This is a genomic window from Tessaracoccus pujii (genome assembly GCF_054483895.1).
This window is the reverse complement of record NZ_CM137012.1, coordinates 3,094,571-3,109,821: the sequence shown is the minus strand read 5'-3', so window position 1 is coordinate 3,109,821 and position 15,251 is coordinate 3,094,571. Positions and strand designations below refer to the sequence as shown.

At 66.2% G+C, this 15,251-nt stretch carries 12 protein-coding genes and 1 tRNA gene; 8 read left to right on the top strand and 5 right to left on the bottom strand.

Translation table 11 applies throughout. From position 1 onward, the window contains the following. Nucleotides 1-118: 118 nt before the first annotated feature. Nucleotides 119-1,831 (top strand): LCP family protein, encoded by a 1,713-nt coding sequence (locus tag ACX1D0_RS14460; protein ID WP_459018695.1) that lies wholly within the window; start codon nucleotides 119-121, stop codon nucleotides 1,829-1,831. A gap of 19 nt (nucleotides 1,832-1,850) precedes the next feature. On the opposite strand, the gene ACX1D0_RS14455 is transcribed toward ACX1D0_RS14460, so the two are convergent. Both ACX1D0_RS14455 and ACX1D0_RS14450 read right to left on the bottom strand, forming a co-directional pair. Further along, complete coding sequence (locus tag ACX1D0_RS14455; protein WP_459018694.1) at nucleotides 1,851-2,288, bottom strand: hypothetical protein; 438 nt, start codon at nucleotides 2,286-2,288, stop codon at nucleotides 1,851-1,853. Nucleotides 2,289-2,336: 48 nt separating this feature from the next. Then, nucleotides 2,337-2,424, bottom strand: a tRNA-Ser gene (locus ACX1D0_RS14450). Nucleotides 2,425-2,594: 170 nt separating this feature from the next. On the opposite strand from ACX1D0_RS14450, the gene ACX1D0_RS14445 reads away from it, so the two are divergent. The 4 genes from ACX1D0_RS14445 to ACX1D0_RS14430 all read left to right on the top strand — a co-directional run bounded on the left by ACX1D0_RS14445 (nucleotide 2,595) and on the right by ACX1D0_RS14430 (nucleotide 7,312). Next, nucleotides 2,595-3,413 (top strand): pseudouridine synthase, encoded by an 819-nt coding sequence (locus tag ACX1D0_RS14445; protein ID WP_459020462.1) that lies wholly within the window; start codon nucleotides 2,595-2,597, stop codon nucleotides 3,411-3,413. A gap of 84 nt (nucleotides 3,414-3,497) precedes the next feature. Then, complete coding sequence (locus ACX1D0_RS14440; RefSeq protein ID WP_459018693.1) at nucleotides 3,498-4,157, top strand: 4a-hydroxytetrahydrobiopterin dehydratase; 660 nt, start codon at nucleotides 3,498-3,500, stop codon at nucleotides 4,155-4,157. Between the two features lie 59 nt (nucleotides 4,158-4,216). Further along, nucleotides 4,217-5,182: an NAD(P)H-quinone oxidoreductase gene (locus tag ACX1D0_RS14435; protein WP_459018692.1), complete on the top strand. Its 966-nt coding sequence runs from the start codon at nucleotides 4,217-4,219 to the stop codon at nucleotides 5,180-5,182. A gap of 105 nt (nucleotides 5,183-5,287) precedes the next feature. Next, entirely contained in the window at nucleotides 5,288-7,312 is a 2,025-nt protein-coding gene (locus ACX1D0_RS14430; protein ID WP_459018691.1) for a cell wall-binding repeat-containing protein, read from the top strand. A 70-nt stretch (nucleotides 7,313-7,382) separates the two neighbouring features. Here the strand turns inward: ACX1D0_RS14430 and ACX1D0_RS14425 are convergent, their stop codons facing one another. Beyond that, a complete protein-coding gene (locus tag ACX1D0_RS14425; RefSeq protein WP_459018690.1) occupies nucleotides 7,383-8,441 on the bottom strand; it encodes a glycosyltransferase in 1,059 nt (352 codons plus the stop codon). Between the two features lie 90 nt (nucleotides 8,442-8,531). Here ACX1D0_RS14425 and ACX1D0_RS14420 point away from each other — a divergent pair, with 90 nt between their 5' ends. After that, nucleotides 8,532-9,830, top strand: a complete 1,299-nt coding sequence (locus ACX1D0_RS14420) for a nucleotide sugar dehydrogenase (protein ID WP_459018689.1) — start codon at nucleotides 8,532-8,534, stop codon at nucleotides 9,828-9,830. A 1-nt stretch (nucleotide 9,831) separates the two neighbouring features. Here ACX1D0_RS14420 and wecB read toward each other — a convergent pair whose 3' ends face one another. Continuing rightward, nucleotides 9,832-10,896 carry a non-hydrolyzing UDP-N-acetylglucosamine 2-epimerase gene (wecB, locus tag ACX1D0_RS14415; protein ID WP_459018688.1) on the bottom strand — a complete coding sequence of 355 codons (1,065 nt, stop codon included), beginning with the start codon at nucleotides 10,894-10,896 and terminating at the stop codon, nucleotides 9,832-9,834. 113 nt (nucleotides 10,897-11,009) lie between these two features. Here wecB and ACX1D0_RS14410 point away from each other — a divergent pair, with 113 nt between their 5' ends. Continuing rightward, complete coding sequence (locus ACX1D0_RS14410; RefSeq protein ID WP_459018687.1) at nucleotides 11,010-12,269, top strand: O-antigen ligase family protein; 1,260 nt, start codon at nucleotides 11,010-11,012, stop codon at nucleotides 12,267-12,269. Between the two features lie 655 nt (nucleotides 12,270-12,924). Next, nucleotides 12,925-14,022, top strand: coding sequence for a glycosyltransferase family protein (locus ACX1D0_RS14405; RefSeq protein ID WP_459018686.1), 1,098 nt, complete (start codon nucleotides 12,925-12,927; stop codon nucleotides 14,020-14,022). Here the strand turns inward: ACX1D0_RS14405 and ACX1D0_RS14400 are convergent. Continuing rightward, nucleotides 14,013-15,248 (bottom strand): glycosyltransferase, encoded by a 1,236-nt coding sequence (locus ACX1D0_RS14400; RefSeq protein WP_459018685.1) that lies wholly within the window; start codon nucleotides 15,246-15,248, stop codon nucleotides 14,013-14,015. The genes ACX1D0_RS14405 and ACX1D0_RS14400 overlap by 10 nt on opposite strands. Nucleotides 15,249-15,251 lie beyond the last annotated feature (3 nt).

The window sequence follows — 15,251 nt, the reverse complement described above, 5'->3', positions numbered from 1 at the left end:
CCTAGCCGAGCGCCCAGCGCAGCGGCAAACATGCGCCACCGGACCGGGGGAGGCTGGGGGCTCAGGCCGCCGTTTCGTGCGCTGCGCTGCCAGTTACACTGGCGCGCAGGAGGAGCCCATGACCGAAGACGGCCAAGCGCGCCGCGCTGCGTCCGGCGATGGCGGTGCGGGTCGAGGCAAGGCCCCGAAGTCCGCGGCCACCCCGACGCGCGCGCTGGAGGACACCCCGCTCGACGATTGGGACAGCCCGGCCGACCTGCCCTTCCCCCACAACGTTCGCCTCCGCATGGCAGCCCAGGAGAGGGCAGCGAAGGGCTCGCTGCGCCGCGCGTCGCTCCTCACCCTCGCCTCGACGATGCTGCCCGGCATCGGTCTGCTCGGCGCCAGACGCCCCGGCCTTCGGGTGGCGGGGCTGGTCGCGGGTGGGTCCGCTCTCGGCGCGGGTGCCTTCATCGCCTACTATGCCGTCGCAAACACCACCCGCCTCGCCACACTCGCCGTGAGCCCCGGCTTCCTCACGGGGGCGACGCTCGCACTGATCGTCGTCGGCCTGGTGTGGGTCACGCTCATCGTCGTCACCCACCTGGCCACCCGCCCGCGCGGCCTCTCCGACACGAGGCGGGCTCTGGGGGCCATTCTGGTGGTGGTGCTCGCGTTCGCCGTGGCGACGCCCACAGCCATCGCCGCACGGTATGCCCGGGACCAGATGCTGCTGGTCGACAGGGTCTTCACCTCCGGCGACGACGAGGTGAAGTCATCCACGCGCCCGACCCTGGACTCCGAAGGCGGCGCGGACCCCTTCGCCGACATCCCGCGGATCAACATCCTCCTGCTCGGGGCGGACGGAAGCGCCAACCGGGCCGACGCAGTCGAGCAGTTCAGCATCCGCACCGACACCATCATCCTGGCCTCGATCGACACCCAGAGCGGCGCGACCACGCTCATCCAGATCCCCCGGAACGTGCAGTACACGCCATTCCCGGAGGGAAGCGAGATGGCAGAAGCGTTCCCGGACGGGTTCCGCGGCGAGCCTGCTGAGGACTGGCTCATCAACAGCGTCTGGGCGCACACCGAACTCGGTTACCCCGATCTGTTCGACGGCGCCACCTACCGCGGCGCCGAGGCGCTCAAACAGGGCGTGGAGGGCATCACCGGCCTCAAGGTGGATTACTTCGCCATGCTCAACATCGACGGCATCCAACAACTGATCGACGCCATGGGTGGGGTCACCGTCAACATCAACCAACGGCTGGCCATCGGCGGCAACTCGGAAGGCAGAAGGCCCTCGGGTTATCTCGAGCCGGGGCCGGATCAGCACCTGATGGGCTACGAAGCCATGTGGTACGCCCGTAGCCGGCTCGATTATTCGGACTACGACCGCATGGCCCGCCAGTCGTGCCTCGTGGGCGCGATCATCAAGCAGGCCAACCCCGCGACGCTGCTGACCCGGTATGAGGCAATCGCCGCTGCGTCGTCGCAGATGGTGGTGACCGACATCCCGCAGCGGGACCTCCCGGAGATCGTCGAGTTGGCGCTGCGCGTGAAGGACGGCCAGGTCAGCCGGCTCGTCTACTCTCCCGGCAAGAACGGCTACTCCTACGAGAATCCGGATTTCGAGGCGATGCAAGCGGCCGTCGAGCAGGCCCTCGATCCGCCGTCGCCCACCACGTCCGCGGCGCCCGGCGTGGAGCCGACGGCGGCCGCGACACCCAGCGCCACCACGACGTCCCCCTCGGCTGAGCCGTCGCCGTCGGCCTCCGAGAGCCCGGTCCTCACCGACGGGGCGCAGAACGTCACCGACGCCTGCGCCTGGTACGGCGAGGAAGGCTGAGGCGGGCGCAGGAGGGGTGCTACCCCTTCGCCGCCTGGAGGCGGGACCGGATGTCCGCGAGCACCTCGTCGATCTGGGCGCGATCCCCGCCTGGGAACAGCAGGTGGGTGCGCCGGACCGGGCCGTGGTAGACGGTCACGTGTGAGCCCTCCTGCGACTGCGTGACCTTACTCACGTCCGCCCATTCACCGGAGTGATCGACCCCGGGCCCCACCAGCCTGTACCCGTCGTCGTCCAAGGTGAGACGGACGGCCAGCCGGTCGAGCGACACGAACGCGGCCACCATGAGCGCCACGCCCGCGACGAGAAACAACGCGCCGACCACGACGACGGCCACATGCCATCCCTGGTTCAGCGCAGCAACCAGCACGACGGCGCCGATGAGGTCCGCACCGGCCGCGGTGACGAACGCGCGCACGGGCGGCTGGGGCTTGATGACGTGGGTGGTCTCGGCCATGGCCCCACAGTACCCAGGAGATCGGTTGACCGGCCGGACGCGGGGCGGTGGCGGCGAGGGTGGGATTCGAACCCACGGAGAGTTGCCCCTCGGCCGCTTTCAAGGCGGCTGCACTAGTCCACTATGCGACCTCGCCAGTGCCCGACCATGTTAGCGCCTCGATGCCGGCGGGTAGGGTGCGGTATCCGAGCAGGGAAGGGACGTGGGATGCCGCCGAAGTCGCCGCTGCCGCCCCGCCACGGCCTGCAGGCCGCCTGGGTGCGCACGCCGGATCGCGATCCGCGCGACCCCCTCCCCTGGCCCACGATGCGTGACTGGCTGGTTCACAAGCTGGCGCCGTCGCCGGAAGATGTCGACGAGATGCTCGAGGGCGGCGTCTTCGTCGACGACCGCGGCCGGCCGTGGACCGGTCGCGAGGAGTACCGTCCACACACCTTCGTCTGGTTCCACCGCGAACTGCGCGACGAGGCCCCGGCCCCCGGCGAGCTCACTCTGCTGTACCGCGACGAGCGGATCGCGGTCTTCGACAAGCCCCACTTCCTCTCCACCATCCCGCGCGGCCGGCACGTGCTGCAGTCGGCCGTGGTGAAGGCGAGGCAGGCTCTGGACCTGCCCGAACTCTCCGCTGCCCACCGGCTGGACCGTGGCACGGCCGGCGTGCTGCTCATGACGACGGAGAAGAGATGGCGGGCCGCCTACCACTCGGTGTTCACAGACCGAACGGCCACGAAGGTCTACCGCGCGATCGCGCCCCACGATCCGGCGCTCCACTTCCCGCGGCGGGTCGAGTCCCACCTGGTCAAAAGGGTGGGCACACTCCAGGCCGACACGCTCGACCTACCGTCGAACTCAGTCACCGACATCGAGCTCATCGAGATCCAGCGCGGCTATGCCCTGTACGAGGTCCGCCCACTCACCGGCAGGACCCACCAGATCCGCGCACACTTCAACGGCCTCGGCATACCCCTCGTCGGTGATCCGCTGTACCCCGAGATCCTCCCCACCGCCATCGATGACTTCTCCACGCCGCTGCGCCTGCTGGCCCACCGGCTGGAGTTTCCGGACCCGGTCGACGGCTCGCACCGTGCGTTCGAGAGCGGTCGCGGCCTCACCTGGCCTGATTGACTCCACTCCGGCGAGCCAAGAGCGACCGCGCTGTCGGGCGCGACGCCCCCTGTGCTCACCGCGTTCCCGGGGTTAGTGTGAAACATGGCACTCTCACGCAAGCAGGCCTCAGAGGCCCTTCCAACCTGGCGTTACCTCCTAGGCCGGATGCATCTCACGGTGGACGCCGGCTCCTTCCCCTCGGCGCTCGCCTTCGTCAACGACGTCGCCCGGATCGCGGAGGACCAGAATCATCATCCCGAGATCGACCTGCGCTACTCGAGGGTCCATCTCGCCGTGGCCAGCCACGACGCCGGAGGCATCACCGACCGCGACGTCGCCTTCGGCTCGGCGGTCGCGGAACTCGTCGCCGCCATGGGCCTGCAGCCGGTGACGTCAGACCTGGCCGAGATCGAGATCGCCATCGACGCGCTCGACATTCCCGCCGTGCTCCCCTTCTGGCGCGCGATCACGGGCTATGCCGACGACGGCCCGGAGGCGTTGATCGACCCGCAGCTGATCGGGCCACCGATCTGGTTCCAGCAGATGGACGAACCGCGCCCGCAGCGCAACAGGGTCCACCTGGACCTCACGGTGGCGCATGACGAGGCGAGGAACCGGCTGGACCGGGCACTGGCTGCAGGCGGGACACTGGTGAGCGACGAGGCGGCGCCCCGGTTCTGGGTCCTGTGCGATCCCGAGGGCAACGAGGTGTGCATCTGCACCTGGCAGGGTCGCGACGAGAACGAGCCCACGGACGGCTAGAGCCGTTGCGGGATGTGCAAACCCCCGTCGACGCACGCGCGTGTGGCAGGGTGGGGGACATGCGCGCAGTGATCGTGGAAGCCCCAGGAGATGTCGACGCCCTCACCCTCGGCGAGGCCCCCAGCCCCATCCCTGGGCCGGGAGAAGTGCTCGTCCGGACGGTTGCCTCCGGCGTGAACCGCGCCGACGTGCTGCAGCGGCAGGGCCACTATCCCCCGCCCCCCGGCGAGAGCGACATCATCGGGTTGGAGGCCTCCGGCGTCGTCGAGGCGGTCGGCGACGGAGTCCGACGTTGGAAGAAGGGCGACGAGGTCGTGGCCCTCCTGGCCGGTGGCGGATATGCCGAATACTTCGTCGCACCCGAGGGTCAGCTCATCGCTCCGCCGCCCGGCGTGGATCTGGTGTCGGCAGCCGGGGTTCTCGAGGTCGCGGCGACCGTCCTTTCCAACCTTCGCGTCGGGCAGCTCGAGCCCGGCGAGGTGTTCCTGGTCCACGGCGGCGCCGGTGGGATCGGCACGTTCGCGACTCAGTACGCCCACGCCCTCGGCGCCACGGTCGTGGCGACCGCGGGGAGCCCTGCGAAGCTGGAGCACTGTCTGGCCCACGGCGCCGACATCGCGCTGGACTATCACGACGACTGGGTCGCAGCACTCAAGGCCGCCACCAAGGGTGCCGACGTCGTCCTCGACATCATCGGCGCGAAGTACCTCGAATCCAACGTGGCGGCGCTGAAACGCCGCGGCAGGATCGTCGTGATCGGGCTCCAGGGTGGCGCCAAGGGCACGCTCAACTTGGGGGCCCTGCTCAGCAAGCAGGCCACCATCACCGCGACCTCGCTACGGTTCCGTCCCGCCGAGGAGAAGGCGGAGATCTGCGCCGCTGTGGAGGCGGAGGTGTGGCCGATGCTGGCCGACGGCCGCATCAGGCTCTCCCCCGAGACCAGGATCCCCTTCGACGACGTGCGCAGGGCCCACGAGCAGCTCACGGGCGGGGACAACGTGGGCAAGATCATCCTGGTTCACTGACGGCGCACGGCCCGGGACGCCCAACACTGCCCCGGAGGGTGGAACCTCAACCTGCGCCTCACCTTTCGGATGACAGATTTCGCGAGGTGGGGGTTCAATGACCCCATGCCTTCTCCGCGCATGCTCCTTCGAGTACTCCTCACCTTCGCGCTCGTGGCCGTCTGGCTGCCCGTCGCCAGACCCGCCGCAGCCCTGGACGCCGCGACCTTCGTCGCCAAGACCTCCGCCTGGGCCCAGGAAGAGGAGCGCGCCTACGGGGTGCCGGCATCGGTGGCCATGGCGCAGGCGATCCTGGAATCCGGTTGGGGCGAGTCGTCTCTGACCAAGAATGCGAAGAACTGGTTCGGCATCAAGTGCTCCTCCACACTCAGTCCGCACCAGAACGGCTGCTACTCCGTCAGCACCACCGAATACGACTCCAGCGGCAACGCCTACACAACGACGGCGCAGTTCCGGAAGTACGACACAGACCAGAACTCGTTCATCGACCACGGCTACTTCCTGAGCCGGCTGACCCGCTACGCCAAGGCCTTCAACTACACGAACAACCCGGATCGCTTCATCGTCGAGGTGCACCTGGGCGGGTACGCCACGGATCCGCAGTACGCCAACAAGATCATCAACCTGATGGTCAAGTACGACCTCTACCAGTACAACGTGACCGCGCCGGCAACCGGCGCCAGTGAGCTGGTGATCCGCCCCCAGACCCAGGCGAAAGTGGGGGCGACGGCGTACGTCACCGGCCTGCTCAGCCCCGGCGGCGCAGGTAGCGAGGTCCTGACACAGGTCTACACAGCTTCGGGGTGGTCCATCGACGAGCTTGTCACCGCGGGGACGCGTGGCCAGTTCTCGATCCCACTCACATTCGGCACGGCCACCGTGGGTACCACCCGCTACCGGGTGCAGGCGACCTCGGCAGCGGGGACCCTGACCAGCGCCGAGTTCACCGTGGACAGGCTGGGGTCGGTCACCGTCCAGTCCGTAACTGGTGTCCTGGTCGGCCAGACCGCACGACTCAAGGGGCAGGCCCTCGGTTACGGCGGCCGGACGATCACGTCCCAGGTACTGGTGAACGGGGCCTGGCAGAACCACACGACGGCCACCGTCAACAGCGACGGAAGCTTTGACCTTCCGTTGACCTACGGGCAGGCCAGCGCCGGCACCCGGACCTTCCGCGCGAGGCTGGTCACCGCAGCCGGAGCCACACTCGTCTCCTCTCAGGTCACCGCCACGTGGGCGGCGACCGCCTACCCAACGATTGAGCAGCGAATCGGAGGCGCCGATCGATACGAGGTTGCTGCCAACGTTTCGAGTCAGCTCCCCGCCGCCGTCGGCTCCTCCGTCGTGGTGGCCTCCGGCGAGGTCTTCACGGACGCACTCAGCGCGGGTCCGCTAGCGGCGTACCGTGGCGCCCGCCTGTTACTGACGAGGGGTGCGTCGCTCCCCTCGTCGGTCACGGCTGAGCTGACTCGGAGTCGTCCCAGTGAGATCGTAATCGTCGGCGGCCCCGGCACCGTCTCGGACGCGGTGCTGGCCGACCTCCAGAAGTTCGGCAAAGTCACCCGCATCGGTGGCGCAGATCGGTACGCGGTATCAGCCGATCTCGCTGCGCGCATTCCAGGCAAGCACGTCGTCATAGCCTCAGGCGAGCTGTTCTCCGACGCCCTGTCCGCCGGACCACTCGCTGCCGAGCTGGGAGGGCCACTGCTGCTGGTGCGTTCTGGCGAGCTGCCCAGCGCCACTGCCAGAGCGCTGAGCTCTATTGCCCCCGAGCGAGTCACCGTTCTCGGTGGTGCGGCCACTGTCAGCGATGCGGTGCTGACTGAAATCGCCAGCATCACTGGAGCCCCGACCAACCGCGTGGGGGGAGCGGATCGATTCGAGGTCGCGGCAAACGTGGCGAAACAATTCTTCGCTTCTTCCGACACCGCCGTAGTGGCGTCGGGTCTGCTCTTTCCCGACGGTTTGAGCGGCACGCCCCTGGCCCACTCAAACAACGCCCCCATACTCTTGAGTACGGCCACGTGCACCCCCTCCTACACCACAGCGGTACTCAACTCGCTGAAGCCAGCATCAACGTTCCTGGTAGGCGGATCAGCGTCCGTCACGAGCCCGACGGTCCAGTGTTGAGTGTCTGTCCAGCAAAGGGGGATAGTGCCACGTATCTCCTCATCCTCGCTGCGACGCCCGAGGGGTCATTTCACAGACCGTCGCCGAGGCCAAGGAAGTCCCTGAGCAGCGCGGCCGACACGACGCCATCGTGCCACCGACGAACAAACTTGAGGTTGCTCTCGGCTTGGAGACGCAACTCGCCGCGACGCTCGCGGATGGACCCGATGACCTCGCGCAATGAATTTGGCGTCGCCTCCAGTATCGACGGCGCTTCTTCCATGCGGTCACGCACCGGTTGGACCATCCGGCCTATCGTGACCCGACCTGCGGCCATGGCCTCCACCGCCGCCACTCCGTAGGAGCCGAACAACAGTTGATCAACCACCACGTCACACGTCCGTACGAGTTCACACACCTCCCGGTGCTGCATGCCCGAGGGTTCCACGTACTCGATCACGCCCTCGTCGTGGAGCTGCTGTAGTACGGGCGAGATGTATTGCGTGCCCTTGATCGGGGGACTCCGCCGGCTGGGGACGTGGACGACGCGCGGCCGCTCCCGCTCCAGCAGCGGGGCGTCCGACGCCCACGCGTCAACGTCTACGACGACAGGCAGCCATGTGCCGCCCGGGAGGTCAAAACCCAGGTCTGGCGTCGAGTAGAACACGGGCCAGCCCGACTCCTCCGCGAAGGCTCGGTTTCGCGCGGTCTGCGCGGTAAGCCTGGCCCTCCACTCCTCGGAACCGACCGAGAAATAGGACCACTTGTCGCGCGCCAGGTGGGCCGCCGGTTCGCGCACATCCGAACCGTGCGCAATGAGGGCCATTGAGTGCCCAAGCGCCTCAAGCCGCCTGGCGTCGGCCGGGAAGTGACCGTGCCTGTCCCAGCGTGCGAACGACTTGAATCCGTCCAGCGCGATATGGGTGGTGTCCCTGAACATCACCTGGGCCCTGGCACCCCACAAAGTCCCTGCACGGAACGCGACGCGGTTGAAGCGGCGGTCGACGTCGAAGCCGAACCCGCCGCCCCGGAGTGGTACACCGGCGAAGGACCATGCCTCGACTGTCAGCACGGCCCTCACCGCCCGCGCCCATGCCGTGGCCTGGCCGGCGTAGTTCGACGGACCGATCGCGAGTACTGGGCGCTGCATGGGGCCAGGCTAGCGGCAAGCCGCGAAACGGTTGGGTAGACTGCGGCGCGGGTGCGCACCGCCATCCACCGGTGGAAGGGACGAAGAAGAGTGAAGATCGCTGTCATCGCCATGGGCAAGATCGGCCTCCCACTGGCCGTCCAGTTCGCCGACATGGGTCACGAGGTGATAGGCGTCGACGTGCAGCAGAGCGTCGTTGACAAGGTCAACGACGCCGTCGAGCCGTTCCCTGGCGAGGCACACCTGCAGGAGAAGCTCTCCGAGTTGGTCCCCGCCGGGCGACTGCGCGCCACCACGGACTACGGCGAAGCGATCCCGGACGCGGACGCCGTTGTCATCGTGGTCCCCCTCTTCGTCAACGACGAGACCTGGCAGCCAGACTTCGGCTGGATGGAGAACGCCACGCGCAGCCTCTCCGAGCACCTCACCCCCGGCACGCTCGTCAGCTACGAGACCACCCTTCCCGTCGGCACCACGCGCACGCGGTGGAAGCCCATGATCGAGGAGATCTCGGGGCTCACCGAGGGCAAGGACTTCCACCTCATCTTCTCCCCCGAGCGTGTGCTGACCGGCCGCGTCTTCGAGGACCTGCGCAAGTACCCAAAGCTCGTCGGCGGCCTCTCCCCGGAGGGTGCCCGACGCGGCGTCGAGTTCTACGAAGCGGTGCTCAGCTTCGACGAGCGCCCCGACCTGCCGCAGGGCAACGGGGTGTGGGACCTAGGCTCGGCCGAGGCCGCCGAGATGGCGAAGCTCGCGGAAACCACTTACCGCGACGTGAACATCGGACTGGCCAACCAGTTCGGCAAGTTCGCGGCCGCCAATGGCATCGACGTCCACAAGGTCATCGAGGCGTCGAACTCGCAGCCCTACAGCCACATCCACCGCCCCGGCATCGCCGTCGGCGGCCACTGCATCCCGGTCTACCCGCGCCTCTACCTCTACACGGATCCCGACGCCACCATCGTGCGCACGGCCCGCGAGGCCAACATGACCATGCCGGAGTACGCCATTTCCCTGGCCGAGGGCGCGCTGGGTGACCTACGCGGGAGGAAGGTCGTCGTCCTGGGCGCCTCCTACCGGGGCAGGGTCAAGGAGACCGCCTTCTCCGGCGTCTTCCCGACTGTCGCGGGTCTTAAGGCGCGGGGCGCTGAGGTGAGCGTCCACGACCCAATGTTTACCGACAAAGAACTCGCCAAATACGGCTTCGACGCCTACCACCTCGGCGAGCCGGTCGACATCGCGATCCTGCAGGCCGACCACCCCGAATACACCTCCCTTACCCCGGCGGATCTGCCTGGCGTGGAGGTGTTCGTCGACGGTCGCGGAACCTGCCCGGCGGACGCGTGGAGGGACGTCAGGTTCTTCCGGCTGGGTGACGGCGAGGCCTGAGTCAGGCCGGCTGCCAGGTCTTCAGCACCCGCACAACGACTTCTGCCGCCTCACCCCGGCCATAGGGAGCGGCGTCTGTCTTCTCCGGAGCCGGACGCACGGCAAGCTCAGCCAACCGGGTTAACTCTGGATCGAGCGCGTTCCAGCCCGTGTCGACGGTTTCGGTCCATTCCGTCTCAGTGCGAATCGTCGTGCACACAGTCTCAAGGAGGAAGGCCTCCTTCTGCAGGCCGCCCGAATCGGTGACCACACCCCGGGCATGGACCACAGCGTTGATCATGTCTGGATAGGTGAGCGGTTCGATGACATGCAGACCTCCACGCTCGATCTCGATACCACGCGCCTCGCAGGTGGATCCAAGTCGTGGGTGGACGGGGAGGTACACGTCAACGTTCAACGACCCCAAGGCGTCGAGAATTGCATCGAGCCGTCCGGGATCATCGGTGTTGTCGGCGCGATGTACGGTGGCCAGCACATAGTCCTGACCTTGCGGAATACCCGGCACGGGCCGCGGATCGGCCAGAACAGCGTCGCGGGTCTGCAGGCAGACGTCGGTCATGACGTCACCTACGAGCACGGCGCGTGAGGCGAGTCCCTCGTCGCTCAAGTGCTGCATCGCCACCTCTGTTGGTGCGAGGCACAGGTCTGCGGCGTGATCAGTCATGACCCGGTTGTGCTCCTCGGGCATACGACGGTTGAACGACCGCAGGCCAGCTTCCAGATGTGCCACTCGAAGATGTTGCTTGACCGCCGCGACCGTCCCCGCGAGAGTGGAGTTAGTGTCACCGTAAACGAGCACCCAGTCTGGCTTCATCTCCATCAGGATAGGATCCAGCTGTTCCAACATCCGCCCGGTCATGACACCATGGCTGCCGCTGCCCACCCCGAGATGCACGTCCGGGTCCGGAATACGGAGATCACGGAAGAACGCCTCGGACATGTTCACGTCGTAATGCTGGCCGGTATGAATGACGCTGTGCTGAATCCCTTCGGCCGCCATCGCCTGGGCAATGGGTGCCAGCTTCACGAACTGAGGACGTGCGCCGACGATACTGACAACGTGCACGGTGTTCTCCTGGGCTTGGGTTCGCTCTCTGACGCACGGCACGCCAGCACCACCAATCCTAGGGTGCGCCGGGCCACCGAGTACGCTTACACCGCTGGAGGGAGGACAACCGCATGACCCTGCTGCTTCCCACGAAGGCAGCTCGCCGCACTGGCGGAGAGTTCTTCATTGCCGCCGTTGCTCTGCTCGTGTTGATCCAAGTGCCCGGCAACACCTACATCGCCCTGCTTCTTCCCCTGTTCGCCCTGCTCTGGAACGGCCTGCGGGTCCCCGACATGGGTCGAGTGAACCCGTATCTGGCGACCTGGCCACTCTGGTTGTGGCTGGGCATCACGCTAATCGCATCATTGATGGCACTGATCTATGACAACGCACTGTTCCAGCGAAACTTCTTCCTCCTGACCGTGGCGACGACCAGTGTCGCACTCTTCGTGATTCCAGATTCCTCCAAGCGGGGAGAACGTGCCCTCGGTACCGGGCTGTGGCTGGGTTTCTCGGCGCTAGCCCTGATCGGCATCGTCGAGGTCGTCACAAACAATAAACTGATTTTCTCGCGCTACCCGGAATCGACTGTCCTGTCCTGGGTTGCCACAAAGCGCTTCCTCACCACCGCCGTGTACCCCAACTACAACGATTACGCGATTGCCCTTGTGCTCCTGGCGGTATTCATCGCAGCCAGATTTCTGGTTGCTCCGCGAGGGCTCGTGGTGCAAGGGGCCCGAGTCGTGGCGGTCCTGGCCCTTAGTGGGTGGATCGTCTACATCGGGTCGCGGGGCGCCATGCTCGGCCTACTGGTTGCGTTGGCCCTCCTCGTCTTCCTCACCGAGCGCGAACGCGACATCCGGTCCATTCCAAGCTGGCTGCTCACCACGCTGACGGCGACTGGGGTGGCGGTGGCTGCCGCGCTCTCGCAGACCAGCTACGTGCAGGACGAGAACGCAGCGGAACGTGGGCGCATCATCGAACGGCTCTGGGCGCTGGCCTCCGAGGATCCCAGCCGGACGCTCCTCGGATTCGGCTCACCGGAGACCCTCACCCGGTTTAGCACGAGTCATTTCAGCGGCCAACTGCTGAACCCTCACAACGTCATCGTGGAGAGCTTCGTCTGGGGTGGGATCTTCGGCGCCCTCGCCTTTGTCACGTGCTGGGGTTTTGTTGCCTGGAAGGCTGTCACCAATCAGTCTGGCACATCGTGGTTTGCCAAGGCCGCCACCGCCGCCACCGTGAGTCTGCCGCTGCTGGGGGTTACCCCAAGCGTGATGCTCCACTATCTGTTTCCGCAATTGCTGCTGGTTCTCGCCGTCGCGACGCTGCGAAGGCGTCCAGTAGCGCCATCGTCACCAACCACGCCGCAACAGCTAGCGCGCCACTGATGATCAACCGCGATAGCTTCGCGGAACTCACTGCGGCGATCTCCGGGTCTGCGGCAGCGCCCAGTTCGTAGGGGAAGTACAACGATCCCTCTCCCGAGCGGCTATCGGCAATCACCTCGGCGAAGGCCACGGCAGCGTCGTTGGCAAGGGCCGCTGATTCCTCGGCCGATTCGCCCGTGGCATCGACCCGGACCGCGAAGGCATTGATCTGTTGGATGTCAACAAGCGCGGAAAAGCTATCGAAGGTTATCGCCTCGTGTGTCACCTGAACCTTCCTGACCAGCTCAGCGCTGTTGCGCGCCACTGCCACATCTGATGCGACGAGGCCGTTGGTCATGGTGCTCTGGGTGGCTTCAGCGTCAGTCGCAGCCTGCGGCACCTCGATGAACAGAATACTGCTGGATTGCCAGGTTGAAGGCGTGGCCAACGCGAATCCGGCCGCCAATGCCAGCACCACGAGAAAGACCGGCAGCCCGCGGAGCCACTGCCTGGATAGGCGCACGAGGTAGCCCCGCAGGTCGACGATCGTGGGTACTTCTTCCGCATTTGCTTGCACGAGCCTCATAGTACCTACACTTGGCCGCCCGCCCGAGGAGGCGCAAACCATGTCAACCGCGATACTGTGAACTGGCTCTTGATCCGAAGTGAGGTGCCCGTGACCCGCGTTGTCTTTCACCATCCCCTGCCTATCGTCGCGGAGGGATTCTCGGGCAGCAGCGTTCGACCCGCTCAGATGCTGCGAGCCCTGGAGTCCGTGGCTGAGGTGTGGCAGGTCACGGGAAGTTCGGCTGAGCGGAAGCAACGTATCGACGAGGTGAAGAAGGCAATGGCGAAGGGGCTGCGGTTCGACGGCGTCTACGCTGAAGCCGCCACGCTGCCCACCCCCCTGACCGACGATGACCGCGTTCCCAGGCACCCGTTCATGGATCCTCTGTTCTTCCGCCACTGCAGGAAGCAGGGAACACCGGTGAGCCTGTTCTATCGAGACGTCTACTGGCGCTTTCCAGGGTTCGGGCACCGTCAGTCGAGGCTGCGCCGAGAGATGGCGCGGGCCTCTTTCCGTTATGACCTCATGTGGTACCGGCGCGCGGTCGACCTGTTGTATCTACCGAGCTTGGCGATGAAGGATCATCTCCCCCAAGCCAAGGGCCTGCCGGCCAAGGCGCTGCCTCCGGCCACTGTGCTGACCGAACCTTCTTCACCCAGCCCTGACGGGCCGCTTAAGCTGTTCTACGTGGGCGGCTTGGGCTCCATGTACGACATCCAGGATTTCGTTCGGGCCGTAGCCGATCAGGACGGCATCGAGTTCACGATCTGCACCCGGGTAGAGGACTGGGAGAGCGTCGCCGACGACTACCGGCCGTTGCTCGGTTCGAACACCCAGGTCGTCCATCAGTCGGGGCCCGCGCTGCGCTCAACGATGGCGCAGGCGCACATATCGGTTCTCTGCGTCCAGCCGAACCTCTACCGCTCGTTCGCGGCACCGGTGAAGCTTTTCGACGGCATCGGGATGGGGCTGCCCACTGCTGCTTCAAACGGCACGCACGGGGGAGCCCTCGTCAATGAGTTCAGGCTGGGCTGGACTGTCGACTACGAGGTGGCTGCCATGCGCGAGTTATTCAGCCGCTTGGCACTGGATCGCAGCGAGATCGAGAGCGCCCGCGATCGCGTGCTGGCCGAACGCGGGAACCACACCTGGCTGGCTCGGGCCGAGCAGGTAGTTCGGGATTTCGCGGAGATCCGTCAGCGCTGAGCCAGGGCGAGTGCCTCGTCTACAAACGCGGCAAAGTTGGCGCTTTGGTCCCAGTGCCGCACCACCTCGTCACGGAATCCACGCCGCCATGCTTCCTCCATTGAGGATGGCAGGGCTTCCTCGATCTGGCCCGCCCACGTCGTCGAGGGTGCGTCCGGGTGGAGGATAACTCCGCCCGGAGGGGCCACTAGCTCTTGAGTGCCGCCGACATCCGTGGCCGCCACGGGGATAGCCCGGCACATCGCCTCCATCAACGAGACCGGCACGCCCTCCGAACTGGACACATTGATCATGAAGTTCCACGGTCGACTCGCATAGGTCCTGGCCAAGACGTCGCTATCCAGCTGACCCAGCCAACTGACCTCGACATTGTCTGGAAGGGATACGGCGCTGGCGCGGAGCGAATCCGCCAGGGGACCCGAACCGGCATGGGACCAACGGATGCGGCGCTGTGGATTGGCCTCCGCGAGGATCCGTAGCGTGTCGATCAGCCTGTCCACTCGCTTCACGGGCATCAAGGACGACACCGACAAGAGATTGAGTTCGTTGTGGTCAAAGGGGATGGGAGCCACGTCATCCGTGATAGATACACCCAACCTCATGCACCTCGATCGCTCAGGCGGCAAATCCCATGATCGTCTCGCGGCGCGCAGCCCGGCTTCACTGATGGGAGCCAGCACATCCACTCTGGACGACATCCACCCACGGAAGGGCAGGCGACGATCCGGCGACAATTCCTCGTAGATGTCGTAGCCATGCGCGCGTGAGAGAATCCGACGGACCGCCTCAGGAGCTCGGAGGGCGCCCAGAGCGTAGAAGTCGAACCAGTATGAATAGACGAGGTCAGTCGGCCTGCCCTGTTCACTGGCCAGATCTCCGAGGGCACGAGCGACTATGGAACCGGCAGCGGACGACACCAAGACGCGCCACAGCGCCTTCGGGGCATAGCTGCCAGCCCTCACTGAGGCGACCACCTCGCGCCACAATGAGGGAGAGGCCAGTTCCAAGAGTCGCTGGCGCTTGGTGTGCCGCTCTCGCAGCTTGCTCAGGCGATCATCTACGACGATACCCTCAGGCAGATCCCTGAGCCGGTCTGTGGTTCGCCAAGGCATCAGGATGAGCTTCACCCCGTCCCTCGACCAGTGGGCGATCTCCGGGGTCAGGAATTCTTCCCCGGGGGCGTACGGATAGACCGATGAAAGGAGCACCACCGTTGCGCGGGACATGAA

What these genes read in the sequence shown, in the direction of transcription:
- ACX1D0_RS14400 (WP_459018685.1), bottom strand. Translation starts at nt 15,248, where the DNA reads ATGTCCCGCGCAACGGTGGTGCTCCTTTCATCGGTCTATCCGTACGCC.
- ACX1D0_RS14430 (WP_459018691.1), top strand. Translation starts at nt 5,288, where the DNA reads ATGCCTTCTCCGCGCATGCTCCTTCGAGTACTCCTCACCTTCGCGCTC.
- ACX1D0_RS14440 (WP_459018693.1), top strand. Translation starts at nt 3,498, where the DNA reads ATGGCACTCTCACGCAAGCAGGCCTCAGAGGCCCTTCCAACCTGGCGT.
- ACX1D0_RS14425 (WP_459018690.1), bottom strand. Translation starts at nt 8,441, where the DNA reads ATGCAGCGCCCAGTACTCGCGATCGGTCCGTCGAACTACGCCGGCCAG.
- ACX1D0_RS14455 (WP_459018694.1), bottom strand. Translation starts at nt 2,288, where the DNA reads ATGGCCGAGACCACCCACGTCATCAAGCCCCAGCCGCCCGTGCGCGCG.
- ACX1D0_RS14435 (WP_459018692.1), top strand. Translation starts at nt 4,217, where the DNA reads ATGCGCGCAGTGATCGTGGAAGCCCCAGGAGATGTCGACGCCCTCACC.
- ACX1D0_RS14445 (WP_459020462.1), top strand. Translation starts at nt 2,595, where the DNA reads ATGCGTGACTGGCTGGTTCACAAGCTGGCGCCGTCGCCGGAAGATGTC.
- ACX1D0_RS14460 (WP_459018695.1), top strand. Translation starts at nt 119, where the DNA reads ATGACCGAAGACGGCCAAGCGCGCCGCGCTGCGTCCGGCGATGGCGGT.
- ACX1D0_RS14410 (WP_459018687.1), top strand. Translation starts at nt 11,010, where the DNA reads ATGACCCTGCTGCTTCCCACGAAGGCAGCTCGCCGCACTGGCGGAGAG.